Origin of the sequence: Ketobacter sp. (genome assembly GCF_003671495.1) — a bacterium.
Lineage (GTDB): Bacteria > Pseudomonadota > Gammaproteobacteria > Pseudomonadales > Ketobacteraceae > Ketobacter.
Genome location: NZ_RCHN01000019.1, coordinates 46010 through 65226, shown reverse-complemented (window position 1 = coordinate 65226; position 19217 = coordinate 46010). Strand labels below are relative to the sequence as shown.

At 57.0% G+C, this 19217-nt stretch carries 18 protein-coding genes; 2 read left to right on the top strand and 16 right to left on the bottom strand.

Annotation, left to right across the window (positions count from 1 at the left end):
* Positions 1-15: 15 nt before the first annotated feature.
* The 8 genes from trpB to leuC all read right to left on the bottom strand — a co-directional run bounded on the left by trpB (position 16) and on the right by leuC (position 10626).
* Positions 16-1230 carry a tryptophan synthase subunit beta gene (gene trpB, locus D9N14_RS09425; protein ID WP_290579125.1) on the bottom strand — a complete coding sequence of 405 codons (1215 nt, stop codon included), beginning with the start codon at positions 1228-1230 and terminating at the stop codon, positions 16-18.
* On the bottom strand, positions 1217-1837 hold the full coding sequence (locus D9N14_RS09420; protein WP_290579124.1) for a phosphoribosylanthranilate isomerase: 621 nt from the start codon (positions 1835-1837) through the stop codon (positions 1217-1219). The genes trpB and D9N14_RS09420 overlap by 14 nt, the downstream gene beginning before the upstream one ends.
* 67 nt (positions 1838-1904) lie before the next feature.
* Positions 1905-2696 carry a tRNA pseudouridine(38-40) synthase TruA gene (gene truA, locus D9N14_RS09415; RefSeq protein WP_290579123.1) on the bottom strand — a complete coding sequence of 264 codons (792 nt, stop codon included), beginning with the start codon at positions 2694-2696 and terminating at the stop codon, positions 1905-1907.
* A gap of 107 nt (positions 2697-2803) precedes the next feature.
* Positions 2804-6061, bottom strand: a complete 3258-nt coding sequence (locus tag D9N14_RS09410; protein ID WP_290579122.1) for a FimV/HubP family polar landmark protein — start codon at positions 6059-6061, stop codon at positions 2804-2806.
* Between the two features lie 319 nt (positions 6062-6380).
* Positions 6381-7403: an aspartate-semialdehyde dehydrogenase gene (locus D9N14_RS09405; protein ID WP_290579121.1), complete on the bottom strand. Its 1023-nt coding sequence runs from the start codon at positions 7401-7403 to the stop codon at positions 6381-6383.
* Positions 7404-7441: 38 nt separating this feature from the next.
* Positions 7442-8527, bottom strand: a complete 1086-nt coding sequence (gene leuB, locus D9N14_RS09400; protein ID WP_290579120.1) for a 3-isopropylmalate dehydrogenase — start codon at positions 8525-8527, stop codon at positions 7442-7444.
* Between the two features lie 27 nt (positions 8528-8554).
* Positions 8555-9202 (bottom strand): 3-isopropylmalate dehydratase small subunit, encoded by a 648-nt coding sequence (leuD, locus tag D9N14_RS09395; RefSeq protein WP_290579119.1) that lies wholly within the window; start codon positions 9200-9202, stop codon positions 8555-8557.
* A 17-nt stretch (positions 9203-9219) separates the two neighbouring features.
* Positions 9220-10626, bottom strand: a complete 1407-nt coding sequence (leuC, locus tag D9N14_RS09390) for a 3-isopropylmalate dehydratase large subunit (protein ID WP_290579118.1) — start codon at positions 10624-10626, stop codon at positions 9220-9222.
* 160 nt (positions 10627-10786) lie between these two features.
* Between leuC and D9N14_RS09385 the strand changes: the two genes are divergently transcribed.
* Positions 10787-11668: a LysR family transcriptional regulator gene (locus tag D9N14_RS09385; protein WP_290579117.1), complete on the top strand. Its 882-nt coding sequence runs from the start codon at positions 10787-10789 to the stop codon at positions 11666-11668.
* On the opposite strand, the gene D9N14_RS09380 is transcribed toward D9N14_RS09385, so the two are convergent.
* Positions 11665-12300, bottom strand: coding sequence for a TetR/AcrR family transcriptional regulator (locus D9N14_RS09380; RefSeq protein WP_290579116.1), 636 nt, complete (start codon positions 12298-12300; stop codon positions 11665-11667). The genes D9N14_RS09385 and D9N14_RS09380 overlap by 4 nt on opposite strands.
* A 182-nt stretch (positions 12301-12482) precedes the next feature.
* Between D9N14_RS09380 and D9N14_RS09375 the strand changes: the two genes are divergently transcribed.
* Positions 12483-13427 carry a homocysteine S-methyltransferase family protein gene (locus D9N14_RS09375; RefSeq protein WP_290579115.1) on the top strand — a complete coding sequence of 315 codons (945 nt, stop codon included), beginning with the start codon at positions 12483-12485 and terminating at the stop codon, positions 13425-13427.
* A 29-nt stretch (positions 13428-13456) separates the two neighbouring features.
* On the opposite strand, the gene D9N14_RS09370 is transcribed toward D9N14_RS09375, so the two are convergent.
* From D9N14_RS09370 to prmB, 7 genes are all read right to left on the bottom strand, one after another.
* Positions 13457-13915 carry a gamma-glutamylcyclotransferase family protein gene (locus tag D9N14_RS09370; RefSeq protein WP_290579114.1) on the bottom strand — a complete coding sequence of 153 codons (459 nt, stop codon included), beginning with the start codon at positions 13913-13915 and terminating at the stop codon, positions 13457-13459.
* Positions 13872-14564, bottom strand: coding sequence for an acireductone synthase (mtnC, locus tag D9N14_RS09365; protein ID WP_290579113.1), 693 nt, complete (start codon positions 14562-14564; stop codon positions 13872-13874). Before mtnC ends, D9N14_RS09370 begins: the two co-directional genes overlap by 44 nt.
* On the bottom strand, positions 14561-15115 hold the full coding sequence (locus D9N14_RS09360; protein ID WP_290579112.1) for a 1,2-dihydroxy-3-keto-5-methylthiopentene dioxygenase: 555 nt from the start codon (positions 15113-15115) through the stop codon (positions 14561-14563). The genes mtnC and D9N14_RS09360 overlap by 4 nt, the downstream gene beginning before the upstream one ends.
* Positions 15116-15126: 11 nt before the next feature.
* Complete coding sequence (locus D9N14_RS09355; RefSeq protein WP_290579111.1) at positions 15127-15741, bottom strand: methylthioribulose 1-phosphate dehydratase; 615 nt, start codon at positions 15739-15741, stop codon at positions 15127-15129.
* Entirely contained in the window at positions 15719-16900 is a 1182-nt protein-coding gene (locus tag D9N14_RS09350; protein ID WP_290579110.1) for an MFS transporter, read from the bottom strand. Before D9N14_RS09350 ends, D9N14_RS09355 begins: the two co-directional genes overlap by 23 nt.
* A 3-nt stretch (positions 16901-16903) precedes the next feature.
* A complete protein-coding gene (gene aroC / locus D9N14_RS09345; RefSeq protein WP_290579109.1) occupies positions 16904-18007 on the bottom strand; it encodes a chorismate synthase in 1104 nt (367 codons plus the stop codon).
* 120 nt (positions 18008-18127) lie between these two features.
* Positions 18128-19078, bottom strand: a complete 951-nt coding sequence (gene prmB / locus D9N14_RS09340; protein WP_290579108.1) for a 50S ribosomal protein L3 N(5)-glutamine methyltransferase — start codon at positions 19076-19078, stop codon at positions 18128-18130.
* Between the last annotated feature and the right edge of the window lie 139 nt (positions 19079-19217).

Genomic DNA, 19217 nt, shown 5'->3' with positions numbered 1-19217 from the left:
CTCCTTAGCACCGTATCAAAGGGAAATGCCATCAATCTCGGCGACGGTCAGTATGTCTTTGTCACCACGCCCGGACAGGTTAACCACGATGGTTTGATCCTTATCCATAGTGGGCGCCAGCTTGGCGGCGTAGGCCAACGCGTGACTGGATTCCAGTGCCGGCATAATGCCTTCAATTCGGGTCAGGGCGCGGAATGCATCCAGTGCTTCGGCATCGTTAGCGGCAACATAGTTTACCCGGCCACAATCCTTTAACCAGGAATGCTCAGGCCCCACCCCCGGATAATCCAGGCCGGCGGACACTGAATGGGTATGCATGATCTGACCATCACCGTCTTCCATGAGGTAGGTCCGGTTGCCATGCAGTACACCCGGCCGACCGGCACACAGCGGTGCCGCGTGCTGACCACTGGCCAGGCCCAAACCACCGGCTTCGACGCCGTACATGACCACAGACTCGTCCGCCAGGAAGGGATGGAACAGACCAATGGCATTGGAGCCACCGCCCACACACGCTACCAGAGCATCCGGTAGGCGCCCGGTGTGCTCCTGGCACTGGACCCGGGCTTCACGGCCGATGACACACTGGAAGTCCCTTACCAACATGGGATAGGGATGGGGGCCGGCCACAGTGCCAATGATGTAGAAGGTGTCATCCACATTGGTCACCCAGTCCCGCAGCGCTTCGTTCATGGCGTCTTTCAGGGTTTTGGTACCGGAGGTTACCGGATTCACCTTGGCGCCCAGCAGCTTCATCCGATACACATTGAGGGATTGGCGCTTGACGTCCTCGGCCCCCATGAACACCTCACAGTCCAGACCCAGGCGGGCCGCCACGGTAGCAGTGGCCACACCATGCTGGCCGGCGCCGGTTTCGGCAATCACCCGACGCTTGCCGGTGTACTTTGCCAGCAATGCCTGACCGATTGTGTTGTTCACCTTGTGGGCCCCAGTGTGATTGAGGTCTTCCCGCTTCAGGTAAATTTGCGCTCCACCCAACTGTCTGGACCAGCGCTCAGCGTGATAGAGGGGACTGGGACGCCCCACATAATGGGCAAGATCCCTGTCGAAAGCCGCCTGAAACTCAGGATCTTTGGACAGTTTGTGGTAGATCTCCTCCAGTTCGTCCAACGCCGCCATGAGCGTTTCGGAAACAAAGCGGCCGCCATAAGGACCGAAGTTCCCAAGTTCATCCGGCGTATTCAGAAAATCACGCTCATTCTGAGACACTGTGTACTCCTGTGATAAAAGCTTTGATCAGGGCGTGGTCTTTCACTCCCTTGGCCGCCTCAACGCCACCACTGACGTCTACGGCCCAGGGGCGGACCTGTTTCACGGCGGCCCCCACATTGGATGGGTCCAACCCGCCAGCCAGGACAATGGGTTTCTCCAGTCCAGGCGGGATGGTATTCCAGTCGAACACCTGGCCGGTGCCGCCGGGTTTGCCTGCCACGAAAGCGTCGAGAAGAATACCACGACTGCTGTGATATGTCTGACATTGCTCTACTAAATCAAGACCTTCTTGCATGCGCAGGGCCTTGATGTAGGGCCGCCCCCATTGGCGGCATTCCGCTTCCGTCTCATCGCCATGAAATTGCAGCAAATCCAACGGCAGCCGCCCCAGAACCGACTCCAGAAAAGCCTGTTCCGCATTCACGAACAAGCCAACCGTGGTCACAAATGGGGGAAGTTCCGCCAAAATGGTTTTGGCCGCGTCAATGTTGACGCAACGAGGGCTGGGCTCATAGAAAACGAAGCCCAGCGCATCGGCTCCTGCAGCGGCGGCCGCCAGCGCATCCGGCAGGTTGGTGATTCCACAAATCTTTACCCGAGTCAAAGGCCTATTCCTGAATCCTGGATGGTCAAAGCGGGCCAGTTTATCAGAAAACCCGGTGGAAGCAGATCTAAAGCAAAGGCATGAACGGCACATCGGGTTCCGGTGCCGGAATATTGAAATGGTCCGGGTACCCTACCCGCATGAAGAAGAGACCGTAGGGTGGTGCTGTGACCCCGCCCAGGGTTCGATTCCGGTGCGCCAGCACCTCCTGAATCCACGGCAGAGGCTCTTTGCCGCAGCCAATGGCCATCAATACCCCGGCGATATTGCGCACCATATGCTGCAGAAACGCATTGGCCTGAATATCCATGATAATCAGTCGGCCGCGACGAGACAGACGAATGTGATGGATGGTCCGAATGGGGGACTTGGCCTGGCAACCCTGGGCCTGAAATGAACTGAAATCATGCTCACCCACCAGGGCATCGGCGGCCTGCTGCATAAGCTCCACGTCAAGGGGGCGGTAGTTCCAGGTCAGATGCCGAATCCCTAATGCCGGGCGCACGGGATGGTTATAAATCACATAGCGATAGGCCCGGGAGGTGGCCGAAAAACGCGCATGAAAGTCAGCGGCCACCGGTTGCGCCCAGCGCACAGAGATGCTGTCAGGAAGATTGGTGTTACAGCCGAAGATCCAGCCTTTATCCGAGCGTTCGGATTCGGTATCAAAGTGTACTACCTGCCCTACCCCATGCACACCAGTGTCGGTGCGGCCCGCGCAAATAACCTGCACCGGATGATTGGCCACTTTCGACAGCGCGTTCTCAAGCTGTTCCTGCACCGTTTGGGGATCGTGTTTCTGGCGCTGCCAGCCGCAATATTGGCTTCCATCGTACTCCACACCCAACGCCACCCGCATAGCTGCCCCTTCTGATCAGCAATTCCCGTTAAAGCTCAATCACCTGAAACGAAAAGAGGGCCACTAAGGCCCTCTTCTGCAAATCTTACGAAGTTGTTCCGGCTTTATCAAGACTCCAGCCGAGTGAGCAACTCCTTCGCTTCGGTTTTCTGGTTATCGTTACCTTCGATCATGACTTCGTCCAGAATGTCTTTGGCCCCGTCGCGATCGCCCATGTCAATGTAGGCCCTGGCCAGATCCAACTTGGTGGAGGCCTCATCCGCATCGGAGAGGAAATCCAGCTCTTCGCCGGCGTCGGACATATCGTTGGCCGCTGGCGCAGTGGGAGCAGACGGCGGAGTCATGCTGGTGATGATGGTCTGGTCGTCATCCGTCGCTTCAGGTTCGAAGTCGCTGGCTGCCGATTCGAAAGTATCGTCCAGCGAAGGTGCTTCGATGTCCAGGGAAGGGCTCTCTTCTGGATTGTCTACCAGCGGAGTCGCATCCAGTTCCGGGCTATCGAGAAAATCCCCATCCAGATCCAGGTCCAACTCATCGGCTAACTGGGCCGCGGACTGGGAATCCAGCATCGGCTCCTCGTCTGCGCCAGAGTCTTCTGTATTCAGTTCCCCGCCGCCCTGCAATGCGGACGTTTCCTCAGAGAAATCCATGGTGGGAGTATCGTCCAGCTCAGTGGTAGAGCTGTCGAAATCCAAATCGAAGTCCATGGCATTATTGTCGGCCGAATCCAGAGGAGAGGATTCGCTGGGCTGTGCCGGTGCTTCGAAATCCATGGTAAGAGCATCATCGGATTCGGCACCGCTACCACTCACTTCATCCAGCGAGAAATCCGTATCGAAATCCAGAGTCGAATCATCGGCTTTCGCTTGCTCGGTTTCGGATTGCTCCGGCTGCAAGTCCGCCGTTGGGTTGGCTTCTGTCTCAAATCCGGTGTCCAGGTCGAAGTCCAGGCTGTCCGCCGGTTGCGCAGACTCAGTGTCCGTCGCCTCGTCTTCCAGATTAAGATTCAGATCGAAGTCCAAACCGGCCACTTCTTCGCTTTTCCCGGCGTCTTCCAGGGTTTCTGAACTGTCTTTTTGCTCAGAGTCAAATGAGGACTCCGCAGTGAAACTGGCACCGGTGTCTTCCAGGTCCCCCAGATCGAAATCCAGGCCGGTATCCGATTCCTGTTCCAGCTCACTCTCCAGGGAGGATTCGCCGGAGCCAGCGGGCTCCAGACTGTCAAAGTCGAAGTCGTCAGTGCTCGACTCCGCCAGCAGCGTTTCGTCGCCGGAGAAGTCATCGGTGGGCTCCATCGAGTCACCCATGGCAACGTCATCCAGGTCGCTGTCGGGCAGAACTCCCAGCTTTTCACGCATGCCCTCTGCCTTGCTCACATCCGCTGCGGAGCCTACATCCTGCAGGACTCTGTAGTGGTTCATGAACACTTCTGGCTCATTGGCCTCAGCACAGACTTCACAAAGTTTGAGTCGGATATCAGCGCGGTTGGGTTCTTTCTCCGCCGCATTCTCCAGCATCTCAATGGCCTGGGGGAATCGACCGTAGGCGATGTAGATGTCCGCCTCGCCGATCACATCGGAAGTCTGGGGAACCGTTTCCTCTTCGGCGCTGGCCTCAACGGCTTCTTCAAAGGCGTCATCTTCTTCCAGATTGACGGAGTCCAACTCCATCAGGCCGTCGTCACCTTGCGCCTCAGGCAACTCAAACTCATCCGGGATCTCTTCCTCCAGCTGGTCTGCAGCCTGCTTGCGACGAGCGGCTAACAATCCGAGCACGATCAACAGCAGGATCGCACCACCACCGGCAGCCAGATACAACGGGTTCTCCAGAATCTGGCTCATCAGGTCTTTTTGCTGAGGAACGGGTTGCGGCTGGGTTTCCGGTTTGGGCTCCGCTGGGGATTCCATCTCTACGCCGGATACCGGAGTCTGCTCCGCCGTTTCTGACCCAGGTGTTTGTGCCGCCACGTCGGATGGAGGCTCCAGAGGTTCTTCCGCGAAGTTATAATCCACCTCTTCGCCGGGTTCTTCCGGTGCTAACAGCTCCCCTTGCTCACCACCTTCAACCAAAGCGTCCTCTGGTAATTCGGGCTCGGCGGTACCGGCATCAGCCATGCCCTCAGTGCCCGGAGCCTGGCTGCCTGGCGCGGTCGCTGCGGGTTCCCCAGCAGGTGCCGCAGCGGACGTCACATCGGCTTGCTGTTGTGCGGCCTCTTGCCGGGCTGCCTCCAGTTCGCGCAATTTGGCCTGCAGCGCGGCGATCTGCTCATCTTTGAGCGTCAGTACTTTTTCAGAGGTGTCCAACTGATCTTCAAGATCGGACAACCGAAGCCGGAGGTCATCGTTCTCCAGCTTGAATTTGTCTATGTTCTCTTCCGCAACCGCCAGCTGATTGCGCAGCTCGCCACTGTCCGCGTTGCCGCCCTGCCCGCTGTTGCCTGAGCTGGTGCCGGCGGACACCAGCTTCAGCTGATCCGGTTCGCTGCGGGCTCCGGCATCCTGCTCCCGGGTCACACTGCGACCGCTCAGGTCGATTTGACGGGCTTCCGGTTCGGCAATACCGGCGCGTTCCCGCCACTGACGGTTTTGCTCAGCGGCAATGGCCATTGCATCCCGGTTGTCCAGCTGCAACACCTCATCTTCGGTGGGTGCGCGCAGAACAGCGCCCTTCTTCAACAAATTGATATTGCCGTCGATGAACGCATCGGGATTTTTGCGCTGAATGGCCAGCATGGTTTGTTGAATGCTGACACGGTCAGAAGGCTTCATACTCTTGGCGATGGACCAAAGGCTGTCGTTGGAACCGATGGTATAGTCACCGGCCTCACCACCCTGGGCGTACTCCCCACTGCTGTAGGAAGTTTGGGGAGAGGTGGTGGGCTGATAGGTAGTGGTAACCGGTTTGGCTCGGCTCGCCGGTGCGGCAGCGGCCGTACTGGGCGCAGAAACCGGAGCAGCGGGTTGTTTACTGTAGGTAGGCGGGTCCAGGAACAGAGTGTATTCCCGCAGCAAACGGCCGGCCGGCCAGTTCACTTCCACCAGGAAATTCAGAAAGGGCTCTTTGACCGGTTTGCGTGACCGTACCTTGATAATCGACTTACCCTTTTCATTGACGGTAACTTCGAACTTCAGGTCGGTAAGAAAGTGATAGCGTTCCACTTGGGCGGCTGCGAAATCTTCCTGGGCAGCCAGTGAAGGCAGAATCTCGTTGGAGGTCAGCTCCCGAACCTGTACCAGTTCGATCTCTGCATCCAGCGGTTCACTCAAAGCTGAATTGAGCTTGATTTCGCCCAAACCCAGTGCGTTGGCCAACCCGGGGATAAACACTCCCACACCAAGCATTGCAGCGGCAAGTTTACGAACCATTATCTATTCCTTCGCTATATGACCACTGGACAGCTACGCCATCCTTTCGTTTTTCTTAAATTTGTTACGTTAGGTCTAGGCGGCCTCACGGCTAGGCTGGGCAATCCCCTGATACAACCCGTATGCAACAAATACGAATCCAGCAACTTGCTGATTTACTAACTAATTAACTTGCTTAGGAGAGCCATTCAAAAATTTGATAGCTACCCCTAACAAGGATAGCTTTCAATTTGCGGTTGTCAGGCAAATTCTTGAATAATCGTGATCCAGTTACCCGATTAATCTAGAACCAGCCTGACAATATTGAGGTAAGTATCAATTATAAATAGTGTTTTATCAACTCTTCGGCGATTTGGACGCTATTGGTGGCCGCCCCCTTACGCACGTTGTCTGCCACGACCCACAGGTTGATTCCACGGGGGTGGGAAATATCTTCGCGGATCCGGCCTACAAAGGTGTCGTCCTTGTCCACGGCCTCGGTTACCGGGGTCGGGTAACCACCGGCTTTTCGGGTATCCAACACCTTGACGCCGGGAGCCTTGCTCAGCAGCTCGGTGACCTGTTCTGCCGTGATCTTGTCCCGGGTTTCAATGTGTACCGCCTCTGAGTGGCCATAAAACACCGGAATGCGCACGCAGGTGGGGTTCACCACAATGGCCTCGTCGCCGAAGATTTTCTTGGTCTCCCACACCATTTTCATTTCTTCTTTGGTGTAGCCGTTTTCCTGGAACACATCGATGTGCGGCAGGGCGTTGAAGGCGATCTGCTTGGGGTAGACTTCGGACTTCACCGGTTGACCGTTCAGCAGGTCGCGGGTCTGCACCGCCAGTTCCTCGATGGCTTCCTTACCGGTACCGGACACGGCCTGGTAGGTGGCCACGTTGATACGCTCGATGCCCACAGCGTCATAAATAGGCTTCAGCGCCACCAGCATCTGGATGGTGGAACAGTTGGGATTGGCGATGATGCCGCGGGTTTTATAGTCGGCAATTTTGTGGGGGTTGACTTCAGGCACCACCAGCGGGATGTCATCGTCATAACGGAAATGGGAGGTGTTGTCGATCACCACACACCCCGCCGCAGCCGCTTTGGGAGCATACTCTTCAGAAATGGAACCACCGGCTGAGAACAAACCGATCTGGACCTTGGAAAAGTCAAAATCCGCCAGGTTCTGGATGCGGATGTTTTTGCCTTTGAACTGAACGATCTTACCTTCGGAACGTTCGCTGGCCAGGGGGTACAGGTTACCCACGGGGAAGTTACGTTCTTCCAGCACTCGCATCATGGTTTCACCCACCGCTCCGGTGGCGCCAACGACGGCTACGTCATAAGTCTTGGTCATAATACCCTTCTTGAACCTTCTGGTTACCTGATTACGGATTAATTACTGGATTTCAAAGCACTCAGTACGGCCTCGCCCATTTGCGAGGTGCTGACTTTCCGGGTGCCTTCGGTGTAAATGTCGGCGGTGCGATAACCCTGGTCCAGCACCGTGGCGACGGCCGCTTCCAAGCGGTCTGCGGTGGCGCCGAAGCCCAGGGAATAGCGCAGCATCATGGCCGCGGACAGGATGGTCGCCAACGGGTTGGCGATTCCCTGGCCGGCAATGTCCGGGGCGGAGCCATGGCAGGGCTCGTACATGCCCTTATTGTGCTTATCCAGGGAGGCCGAAGGCAGCATGCCGATCGATCCGGTCAGCATGGCAGCCGCGTCCGACAGGATATCGCCAAACATGTTACCGGTCACCACCACATCGAACTGTTTGGGTGCCCGGATCAGCTGCATGGCGGCATTATCCACGTACATGTGGCTGAGCTCCACTTCCGGGTATTCCTTGCCCAACTCAGTGATCACTTCGCGCCACAATTCGGTCACTTCCAATACGTTGGCTTTATCCACGGAACAGAGTTTTTTGCCCCGCTTCATGGCCGCCTCGAACGCCACCCGGCCGATGCGGACGATTTCGGATTCGCTGTACACGTAGGTGTTGTAACCCTGACGTTCGCCGTTGTCGAGGGTACGAATGCCGCGAGGCTTACCAAAGTAGATACCCCCGGTCAACTCACGCACGATCAGGATATCCAGACCGGACACCAGCTCTGGCTTGAGGCTGGACGCCGATGCCAGCTGGGGATACAAAATCGCCGGGCGCAGGTTACCGAACAGCTCCAGTTCGGAGCGCAGGCGCAGCAGGCCTTTTTCCGGGCGAATGGCGATGTCCAACGACTCCCATTTCGGGCCTCCGATGGCACCGAACAGAATGGCGTCGGAGGCCTTGGCTTGGGCCAGGGCCTCATCGGTGAGAGGCACACCGTGGGCGTCAATGGAGGAACCGCCCACCAAAGCGTGGTCAAAGGTGAGACCCAGGTTTTCATCGTCGCTCACAAAGCGGAGCACCGCCTCGGCCTGCTCCATAATTTCCGGGCCGATACCGTCTCCGGCCATGATCAGAATGTTTTTGGACATGCGTCTTTCCAGTTCCTGAATGTGGTGTTATTTGATGGCGTCGAACAACCAGGGTGCCGTCTGACGGCGTTTGGCTTCGTATTCCTGGATGGCATCGGCATCCTGTAACGTCAGCCCGATGTCGTCCAAGCCTTCCAGTAAGCAGTGCTTGCGGAATGGGTCCACCTCAAAAGCGATGGTGCTGCCATCCGGTTTAATGATCTGCTGGCTGGCCAAATCCACGGTCAAGCGGTAGCCTTCAGCAGCCTGTGTTTCTTTGAACAATTGATCAATAACTTCTTCAGATAAAACAATAGGTAACAAACCATTTTTAAAGCTGTTATTAAAGAAGATATCCGCAAAACTGGGCGCCAATACCGTACGAAAACCGAAGTCAGTCAATGCCCAGGGTGCGTGCTCACGGCTGGAACCACAACCGAAATTGCGCCGGGCCAACAGCACACTGGCACCTTTATAACGGGGCTTGTTCAATACAAAATCCGGGTTTAAAGGTCGGTTGGAGCAATCCTGGCCAGGCTGACCCTCGTCCAGGTAGCGCAATTCATCAAACAGGTTCGGGCCAAAGCCGGTGCGCTTGATGGACTTCAAAAACTGCTTGGGAATGATCAGGTCAGTGTCGACGTTGGCACGATCCAACGGCGCCACAATGCCTTCGAAAGGGGTAAATTTTTCCACGTTGCTTCTCCGTTGGATTAGTTCAGTTCACGCACATCGACGAAACGACCGGCCACCGCGGCCGCCGCCGCCATGGCGGGGCTGACCAAATGAGTGCGGCCACCGTAGCCCTGACGACCTTCGAAGTTACGGTTGGAGGTCGACGCGCAGTGCTCGCCATCCCCCAAACGGTCTGCGTTCATGGCCAGACACATGGAACATCCGGGCTCACGCCACTCAAACCCAGCCTCCATGAAGATCTTGTCCAGTCCTTCGGCCTCAGCCTGTTGCTTCACCAAACCGGAACCGGGTACCACCATGGCCTGCTTCACTTTGGCGGACACTTTACGGCCTTTGGCCACCTCGGCCGCTGCGCGCAAATCCTCGATGCGCGAGTTGGTGCAGGAACCGATGAACACGCGATCGGGCACCACGTCGCCCATAGTGATGCCGGGCTTCAGGCCCATGTATTCGTAGGCACGGCGCATGCCTTCGGCTTTTACCGGGTCGGACTCTGCGGCCGGATCGGGCAACGCTTCATCAATTGCCACCACCATCTCCGGCGACGTACCCCAGCTTACCTGCGGTTTGATCTGGCTGCCGTCCAACTCCACCACGGCGTCGAATTGCGCGTCGGCATCACTGTGTAAGGTGCGCCAGTACTCGACAGCCTGTTCCCATTGCTCACCTTTGGGTGAGAAGGGGCGACCCTTGAAGTATTCGATGGTCTTGTCGTCCACCGCCACCATCCCGGCGCGGGCACCGCCTTCAATGGCCATGTTGCACACAGTCATGCGCCCTTCCATAGACAGGCTTTGCATCACCGAACCACCGAATTCAATGGCGTAACCGGTGCCGCCCGCGGTGCCGATCTTGGCGATGATGGCCAGAACGACATCCTTCGCGGTCACGCCTGCGCCCAACTCACCATCCACCTTGATCAGCATGCTCTTCATTTTTTTCTGGATCAGGCACTGGGTAGCCAATACGTGCTCTACCTCGGATGTACCGATCCCGTGCGCCAACGCCCCGAACGCGCCATGGGTAGCCGTGTGGCTGTCACCGCACACAATGGTCATGCCCGGCAAGGTTGCGCCCTGCTCCGGCCCCATGACGTGCACGATCCCCTGACGGGCGTCGTTCATTTTGAATTCCAGAATACCGAACTCGTCGCAATTGTCGTCCAGGGTTTGTACCTGAATGCGGGATACTTCATCCTCAATGGGGCCGCTGCGATTGGTGGTGGGCACATTGTGATCCGGGGTGGCGATGTTGGCGTCCAGCCGCCAGGGCTTGCGGCCGGCCAGACGCAGACCTTCAAACGCCTGGGGTGACGTGACTTCGTGCAACAACTGACGATCGATGTAGATCAACGCCGTACCGTCTTCCCGCTGTTTGACAACGTGGGCTTCCCACAACTTGTCATACAAAGTTTTGCCTGCCATGGTCGGTCCTCTCTGTTAACTCTCTAGTGTTTCTCTAATGTTCCGCAAGGCGCTCTCTCAATAAGCCGACATCCTACTGCCTGGGCTACCATAAAACAAATTCATATTTTTTATCTATTGGATTACAATCTGTTATACATGGCTTATAGGGGTATGCAACATGGATCTGGCAGAACTCAATGCTTTCATGGCCGTCGCCGAGACCGGATCGTTCTCCCAAGCAGCGGAGCACCTTCACCTGACGCAACCGGCGGTGAGCAAACGCATCAGCCAGCTGGAGTCGAGCCTGGATTGCCAACTGTTTGATCGTATTGGGCGCCAGGTGAGCCTGACCGAAGCTGGACGCGACCTGCTGCCCCGGGCCAGCCGCATTTTGCTGGAGGTAGAGGACCTGCGGCGTGCCATGAGTAATTTGGGGGGCGGCGTGAGCGGTATCCTGAAGATCGGCACCTCCCACCATATCGGTTTACACCGACTGCCACCGGTACTGAAGCAGTTCTCGACGCTCTATCCCGAAGTGAAACTGGACATCCAGTTCATTGACTCAGAAATGGCCTTTGATCTGGTGATGCATGGCAAGCTCGAACTGGGCATTGTCACCCTGCCCCCGGATGAGGCTGGGCCACTCTGCACCCTGCCGGTGTGGGAGGACCCGTTGGCATTCATGATTGGGGTGGATCACCCCCTGGCGGCGGAGTCTCCGGTGGCACTGCAGGCGCTGGCGGCCCATCCGGCGATCCTACCCAGCATGTCCACGTTCACCCGCAGAATCGTAGAAGAGCTGTTTCAACAACGGCAGCTGAAAATAGAGGTTCCCATTTCCACCAACTACCTGGAAACCATCAAAATGATGGCATCCATCGGCCTGGGGTGGACGGTGCTGCCCGCAACCATGCTGGACCATGAAGTGACCGCATTGCCTATTCGGGATGTCTGCCTCAGCCGCAGCCTGGGGGTGGTGTATCACCCCCGCCACTCCTTATCCAACGCGGCCAAGGCCATCCTGCAGTTGCTGGAAGCGCTGCCCGATTCAACCCGTTAGCCGGCTGCAGAAGACCGAGACACAAAGGCCAACTGCAAAAACGCCCGATACAACCGTACCTGCTGCACCAGGGATTCGTTGTTTTTAAAGATCCGCGACAGGATGATTCCCCCTTCCACGCAGGAGGTAAACATATCTGCGACGGCGGTGATAGGTAGATCAGTCACCAGCGAGTACTGCGTGGCAGCGCGCTGTAAGCGGATCTGGAACAGCTTGCGCCACACCAGCACACCTTGTTTTATCAATTCCTGGATTTCTTCATCCAATTGCTGGCTTTCGTAGGTGAAACCTGCCACCAGGCAACCGGGGTGAGTCTCAGCCAGATTTTCCACCATGTCGGCAAAGCGATCCAGGAACCCCAACAATTGTTGCAGCGGATCGTCGCTGTCCTGATCGGCTTGATAGAACAGGTCTTCGAATATGCGGTTATCCTGTTCCAGGTAGCGCTCAACCAGCGCTCGGGCCAGTTCGCGCTTGCCATTGAAATGATAGAAAAAACCGCCCTTGGTGATCGCGGCCTGGGTGATGATGTCCTCGATAGAGGTGCCGGAGAACCCATTGTTCAAGATGATGGACTCAGCCACCGCTAGAATGCGTTCCCGGGTACTTTCTGGTTTGGTGGTTGTGTTCATGCTGTGATCGCGCTCATTGTTCGTGCCCTGCACAGTGGAACTGTACTCAAGGTACAGTTTTTCTGTGAATTTTCTCGATCAATTCCACACCCTCGGTCCACTGCTATCCCTGCAGCCCCTGCGTACACTGCTGCACTCAACCCAATCAATGCACCAACAAACGCATCAGCAGAGGATAACACATGATGATTTCAAACCCATCGAATGACGTTTTGGCCACCATTAACCGGCAACCGTTCCTGACGGACAGCGGCCTGGAAACCACCCTGGTATTTGAGGATGGAATAGACCTGCCCTGCTTCGCAGCCTTTACCCTGCTGCAGACCGAAGCCGGACGAGAGCGACTGCAACGCTATTATCGCACCCACCTGCAATTGGCCGCGGCCAAGGGGTTGGGATTCATTCTGGAAACCCCCACCTGGCGCGCCAATTCAGACTGGGCACAGCGACTGAACCTGACCAGCGGCGATTTGCAGAGGCTCAACCAGCTGGCAGTGAGCGAAATGCGGCGCCTGCAACCAGAGGCGGATCAGATGGCCACGCTGATCAGTGGCTGCATCGGACCCCGCGGCGACGGATACAATCCGCAATTCCTGATGTCTGCCGAGGCAGCCCAGGCTTATCACCAGCAACAAATTGGCTGGTTTGCGGATGCGGGAGTGGACATGGTCAGCGCCATGACCCTGTGTTATCCGGAAGAGGCCATCGGCATCACCCGCGCAGCCCAGTCACACTGTATCCCGGTGGTCATCTCCTTCACTGTGGAAACCGATGGCAAGCTGGTGAACGGACAATCCCTGGGCGACGCGATCGCCGAGGTGGATGACGCCACTGATCAGGGGCCGCTCTATTACATGGTGAACTGCGCCCACCCCTCACACTTTGAAAACGAGCTGCAAGGGACTACCTGGTTGTCACGCATTCGCGGCATCCGGGCCAATGCTTCGTGCAAGAGCCACGCAGAACTGGATGAGTCGGTAGAACTGGACAGTGGTGATCCGCAAGCGCTCGGGCAGTCCTATCGGCAACTGCAAAGCGCCCTGCCCAGGTTGGCGGTGTACGGAGGGTGCTGCGGCACCGATCATCGGCATATTGCAGCCATAACCCAAGCCTGTTTTGCGTCTTAAAGCGCTGTGGCAAAGACCATACCATGGGTTTAACTACGGTAAGTAAGGCGCCCCTTGGCGCCTTCCTGTCGATACCACTCGATGGTCCAAGGGGTATCAGTCACTCTATCTTGAGCCCAATGTGCCATGCAATAGACCCAGCACTGCTTGACAATCTGCGAGCGCGGCTCCGCCAAGCGCACCTCGACCCGGATACGGCGGTAGAGTTCGCCCTCATAGGCATCCAGTCGGCGCAGATCCTCTTGCCTGAAGCCAGTCAGCAACGATCCGTTCACCGTCTTGCCTGGGTCGGGCACGATGCCGGGAAAGTTGGCGCGTGCCACCAACCCGCTTCGATAATGCTCCAGGGTGGCGGGCACCCCTTCCACCGGTCGACCCAATAGACGTTGCATCATTTCCGGAAGCTGGAGGGTGCCATAGGCGAACAGGGCGTGTTTCATGGTTTCAAACCAGGCGAGACAGGTCAATTTGACGAAAGTCGGTGACATGGGGATGGGAACCAAAGCCTTCGCCAATGCATTCCCGGTCCAGGGCCAGAGTCACCAGGCCGGCAGCGCTGGCCGCATCCAATTCCGCCACCACATCAGAGAGAAACAGAATCTGCTCCCCGGGCAGGCCTAGTGTGGTTTTAATGTGCTCGTAGGAGGCGGGCTCCCGCTTGCCGCCGATCCGGGTATCAAAAAAATGATCGAACAATGGGGTCAGGTCCCCGGCCTCACTGTAGCCGAACAACAATTTTTGTGCGGACTCTGAGCCGGACGAATACACGTTCAGCTGTAATCCCTGCTCCTTCCATTGCACCAGCACGGCCGCCACTTCCGGATACAAATGGCCCTTCAGGCTGCCGTCTTCATAGCCTGAGCGCCAAATCATGCCCTGCAGGGATTTCAGCGGGGTTATCTTGAGATCCTGCTCAATCCAGCTCACCAGAATATCCCCGACCCGCTCCAGGCTGGCTCCCGGTTCGCCGGCTTCTGCGCGCACGGCGTTGATTTCCGCCGCCACCGCAGGTTCATCCGCATGCTGCAGAATGAACGCCTGAATGCGCGCCCGGGCGTAAGGAAACAGGGTATCGGCCACAAACGAAATGCTGGTGGTGGTACCTTCAATGTCCGTTACGATGGCTCGAATAGTCACTTGGCCAGGGCCTCATAACGGGGAAACTCGTCGGCAATCTTTTCGCCGGTGAAATTGGCCACCCAGCCATCAGGATTGGTGAACAGTCGCACCGCAGTGAAGTTGGGGTTATCCCCCATGTCGAACCAGTGACGGGTATTGGCTGGAACACTGATCAGGTCATTCTTGCAACATTGCACGGCATAGACACCGTCATCCAGGTGCAGGTAAAACAGGCCATCACCTTTCACAAAAAACCGCACTTCGTCTTCGGAGTGGGTGTGCTCGCTGAGAAATTTGTTGCGCAGGGCAATTTTGTCCGGGTGGTTCGGCGTCATGTTGATAACGTCGGCGGTTTGATAGCCACCCTCCTCCTGCAACCGGCTGATGGACTCTGCGTAAGCCTCCAGCACCTGCTCGGAGGTGGAGTCCGCGGTGATCGGAAAATTGGCTTCCCATTGTTCGAAGCGAATACCCTTGGCAGACAGGATCCGTGCGATCTCGGCCTGGTCCTGGGTTACCACATCGGCCTGGGCCGCACTCTTATCGTTGTAAACGTACAATGTGCTCATGGTCTTTTCCTCTATTTCAGCAACAGGCAGCTTTTATATTCGCATTCCATCAGAAACTCCATCGCCTCACTGTGGCGCTTGGCTTCTGCGACCGAACTGCCCCAACTGTAAATACCGTGCCCTGCCAGGATGAACGCAGGGCAGCTCGGATTCCCCTGCAGGTAGCCGTCCACTTCCCGCGCCAGTTCCATCATGTCCTGACTGTTACCGTAGACCGGCACCACCACTTCCTGCTCGTGGCTGGTGACACCCCGAAAGGCCTTCTGCATCTCATAATTGTTGAAGCGGATCTCCCCACTCCAGATGGCGCGGCTGAACACGGTTCCGTATACAGAGTGAGTGTGAATGATGTAATTGGCATCCGGCACATGGCCATAGACCAGCGCATGCAGCAGGGTTTCCGCCGACGGTCGCTTTTCACTGTTGTAGGGATTGCCCTGGGAGTCCACTTCCATCAGGTCCTGTTCCGTCAGGCTGCCTTTGGCATGACCAGAGACCGTGATCAGAATGCGTTGAGCATCGATACGGGCCGACAGATTGCCACTGGTGGCCGGACACCAATTGTGGGAATCCACCCAGCGCCCGATGTTGATTATGTCTTGCTTAAGCTGATTGAGTTCCGTCATGGGATACCCTGTAAGATGGATGAGTGGACAGTGACAGCGCCAACACAGCGGCGACGATGGCCACTCCCGCCGCCATAAAGTAAGCCATGGAACCGCCCCAGTTTTCAACAATGAAACCGGACAGAAAGGCGCCGATAGCACCACCGGCGCCGAAACTGAGGGCACTGTACATGGCCTGCCCCTGCCCGGAGGCACTACTGCTGAAATAGCGATGGATCAGGTGCATGGCAATGGCATGAAAAACACCAAAGGTGGCCGCGTGGGTGATCTGGGCCAGCAGGATAATCACCAGACTTTGCGGATACAGACCGGTCACCAGCCAGCGCAATGCCGCCAACGCCAGGCAGGTGCAGGCCAGAGACCGCACCGAGAAACGATCGAACAGGCGATGGGCGATCAGGAAAATGCCGATTTCTGCAATGACGCCCAATGCCCACAGCCAGCCAATCAGGGTTTTGCTGTAACCATAATTTTCAAGATAGATGGAAAAGAAGGTGTAATAGGGCCCATGGGAAATCTGCAGCAGGAAACAAATGCTGAAAAACAGGATGGGCTGCGGCGCTTTAAGTTCCCGTAGGAAAGCGGCAAGGCTGCCCTTTTGGCCCTTTTTCCCCGGCGGACTGCCCACTGAAAAACTGGCCAGCACAATCATGGCCAACAGAAATAGCAGGATCAACGGCAGCCACTGCAACGAGGCGCGTTCGAAAAACCAGCCCAGTCCCACCACGGCCACCACAAAGCCCACGGATCCCCACAACCGGATACGGGAATATTGATCCGTGGCGGTCTTCAGGTGGCGCAGAGTGACCACTTCAAATTGAGGGAGAATGGCATTCCAGAAAAAGCTGAAGCCGGCCATCACCGCAGCCATACCCCAAAACGCTGGCTCCTGAAACATGAAACCGAAGATCATCAAGGCCAGCAGTGCGCCAACCCGGATAATGCGCATACGTTTACCGGTATGATCTGCCAGCCAGCCCCAGATATTGGGCGCCACCAGTTTGGTACCCACCAGAATCGCCATCAGCTGGCCGATTTCCACCAGGGAAAAGCCCTGTTGCTGCAGGTACAGCCCCCAGAATGGCAGCATGGCGCCCAGCAGGCCAAAATAGCTGAAGTAAAACGCAGACAGGCGCCAGTAAGGAACCTTGGCCGACACGGTTTATTCCCGAGCGGAGCCGGGAATCACCGGTGTCCCACTCTGAACATCGGCATTCTGGCCGCGGTGCCGAAGCAGGTGATCCATCAGCACGATGGCCATCATGGCTTCGGCGATGGGGGTGGCCCGCACGCCGACACAGGGATCATGGCGGCCGGTGGTAACCACCTCCAGCGGCTGGCCGGATTGATCAATGCTGCGGCCGGGAATGCGCAAACTGGAAGTAGGCTTGAGGGCAATGTGCGCCACGATGTCCTGACCGGAGGAAATGCCCCCCAGGATGCCACCGGCATTGTTGGACAGGAAGCCCTGCGGCGTCATCTCGTCCCGGTGCTCTTCGCCACGCTGAGTGACCGCATCAAAGCCGGCGCCGATCTCGACCCCCTTGACCGCATTGATGCTCATCAGGGCGTGGGCCAGATCTGCGTCCAGACGGTCAAAGATGGGCTCTCCCAGACCAGGCATCACCCCGCTGGCCACCACGGTGACTTTGGCACCAATGGAGCTGCCATCCCGGCGCAACTGGTCAATGAGGGCTTCCATAGCCGGAACCACCGACGCATCCGGGCAGAAGAAAGGATTCTGTTCCACCTGGTCCCAATCAAAGCTAACCGGCTTGATGGGGCCGATCTGGGACACATAACCCCGCACCTCAATGCCATGGGCCTGTTTCAGGTACTTTTTGGCAATCGCGCCGGCGGCAACCCGCATCGCGGTTTCCCGGGCCGATGAACGACCACCACCGCGGTAATCACGGATACCGTATTTTTGCTGATAGGTGTAGTCCGCATGGGCCGGCCGGAAGGTATCTTTGATATCGGAATAATCCTTGGATTTCTGATCCTTGTTGCGGATCAGCAAGCCGATGGCCGTGCCGGTGGTTTTGCCTTCGAACACGCCGGACAGAATCTGAACCTCGTCGTCCTCCCGCCGCTGGGTGGTGTACTTCGACGTGCCCGGCTTACGCCGGTCCAGGTCCACCTGCAGATCCGCCTCCGTCAGCTCCATCCCAGGTGGGCATCCGTCCACGATGCAACCCAGGGCGATGCCATGGCTCTCGCCGAAGGTGGTGACGGTGAACAGCTTTCCAAAGGTATTTCCTGACATGATGGGCTCTGAATCCGGTGGTGAAAAAACTGGGCGCCATTATACCTGCCACCCAGCAAACATGCTAAACCAATTTCCCCATCCAATTCTCTATTATTTACATAGGCTTACAGGGATATATTAAAGTACAAAGTCGGCCTGGTGATGATCAATCTGCTCCTTGGTGAGCAGGAACACCCCGATTCCACCACGCTCAAATTCAAGCCAGGTGAAACCCACATTGGGATAGACCTCCTCCAGCGCCTCCCAGGAGTTGCCCACCTCAATCACCGCAATGCCGCCGGGGTTCAGATGGCGTGACAGTTCGGGCAACATCCGCCGCACGATGTCCAGGCCATCGGTACCCGCCTCCAACCCCATGCGCGGTTCGTGGTGGAACTCGTCCGCCAGGGCATCCATATCCTGCTTGTCCACGTAAGGCGGGTTGGACACGATGATGTCGTAGGTTCGCCCGTCCAGGGCCTCAAACAGGTCTGAATAGATCACGTTCACCTGCTGTTCAAAGCCCAGTTCCTGCACGTTGCGCTCGGCCACGTCCAGGGCATCCTCACTCAGGTCGGTGCAATCCACCATGGCATCGGGGAAATACTGGGCACAGGCGATGCCGATGCAGCCACTGCCGGTACACATATCCAGTATGGATTCCACCTGGTCGGGATCGATCCAGGGGCTGAAGTGGTTTTCGATGAGCTCAGCGATGGGAGATCGGGGGATCAGTACCCGTTGATCCACTTTGAAAGGCATGCCGGCAAACCAGCCGGTGCCGGTGAGATAGGCGCTAGGCACCCGCTCAACCACCCGCCGGTGCAACAGCTCGCAAATGGCCTTGCGCTCGCTGGGCAGAACCCGGGCGTCCTGGATACGGACATCACTATCCCAGGGCAGATGCAGTGCGTGCAGGACCAGGGCCACGGCCTCGTCCCAGGGATCGTCAAAGCCATGCCCGAGGACCAATTGATGTTCGTTGAACAGGCTCACCGACCAGCGCAGGAAGTCACGGATGGTGAACAGTTCGGCGATGGCCTCCCGGCTGTTCAAGATGTCGTCATTGGAATCGGAGGGTGTAACCATGGTATCTCGTCCGCAGTGAAAGACGGGGATTCTACATGGTTACACGGCAATGCTCTAACCTTCTAATCCGATGTCACGCTTAGCCAATGTCACGCTTAGCCGATAACCCCCTAACGCCGGGTGCGCATGCGGGAACGAA

Bases quoted from the DNA above. Each gene is read 5' to 3' on its own strand.
- truA (WP_290579123.1), bottom strand. From the start codon at position 2,696: ATGCGGGTGGCGTTGGGTGTGGAGTACGATGGAAGCCAATATTGCGGC.
- D9N14_RS09410 (WP_290579122.1), bottom strand. From the start codon at position 6,061: ATGGTTCGTAAACTTGCCGCTGCAATGCTTGGTGTGGGAGTGTTTATC.
- D9N14_RS09405 (WP_290579121.1), bottom strand. From the start codon at position 7,403: ATGACCAAGACTTATGACGTAGCCGTCGTTGGCGCCACCGGAGCGGTG.
- leuB (WP_290579120.1), bottom strand. From the start codon at position 8,527: ATGTCCAAAAACATTCTGATCATGGCCGGAGACGGTATCGGCCCGGAA.
- leuC (WP_290579118.1), bottom strand. From the start codon at position 10,626: ATGGCAGGCAAAACTTTGTATGACAAGTTGTGGGAAGCCCACGTTGTC.
- D9N14_RS09385 (WP_290579117.1), top strand. From the start codon at position 10,787: ATGGATCTGGCAGAACTCAATGCTTTCATGGCCGTCGCCGAGACCGGA.
- D9N14_RS09380 (WP_290579116.1), bottom strand. From the start codon at position 12,300: ATGAACACAACCACCAAACCAGAAAGTACCCGGGAACGCATTCTAGCG.
- D9N14_RS09375 (WP_290579115.1), top strand. From the start codon at position 12,483: ATGATGATTTCAAACCCATCGAATGACGTTTTGGCCACCATTAACCGG.
- D9N14_RS09370 (WP_290579114.1), bottom strand. From the start codon at position 13,915: ATGTCACCGACTTTCGTCAAATTGACCTGTCTCGCCTGGTTTGAAACC.
- D9N14_RS09360 (WP_290579112.1), bottom strand. From the start codon at position 15,115: ATGAGCACATTGTACGTTTACAACGATAAGAGTGCGGCCCAGGCCGAT.
- D9N14_RS09355 (WP_290579111.1), bottom strand. From the start codon at position 15,741: ATGACGGAACTCAATCAGCTTAAGCAAGACATAATCAACATCGGGCGC.
- aroC (WP_290579109.1), bottom strand. From the start codon at position 18,007: ATGTCAGGAAATACCTTTGGAAAGCTGTTCACCGTCACCACCTTCGGC.
- prmB (WP_290579108.1), bottom strand. From the start codon at position 19,078: ATGGTTACACCCTCCGATTCCAATGACGACATCTTGAACAGCCGGGAG.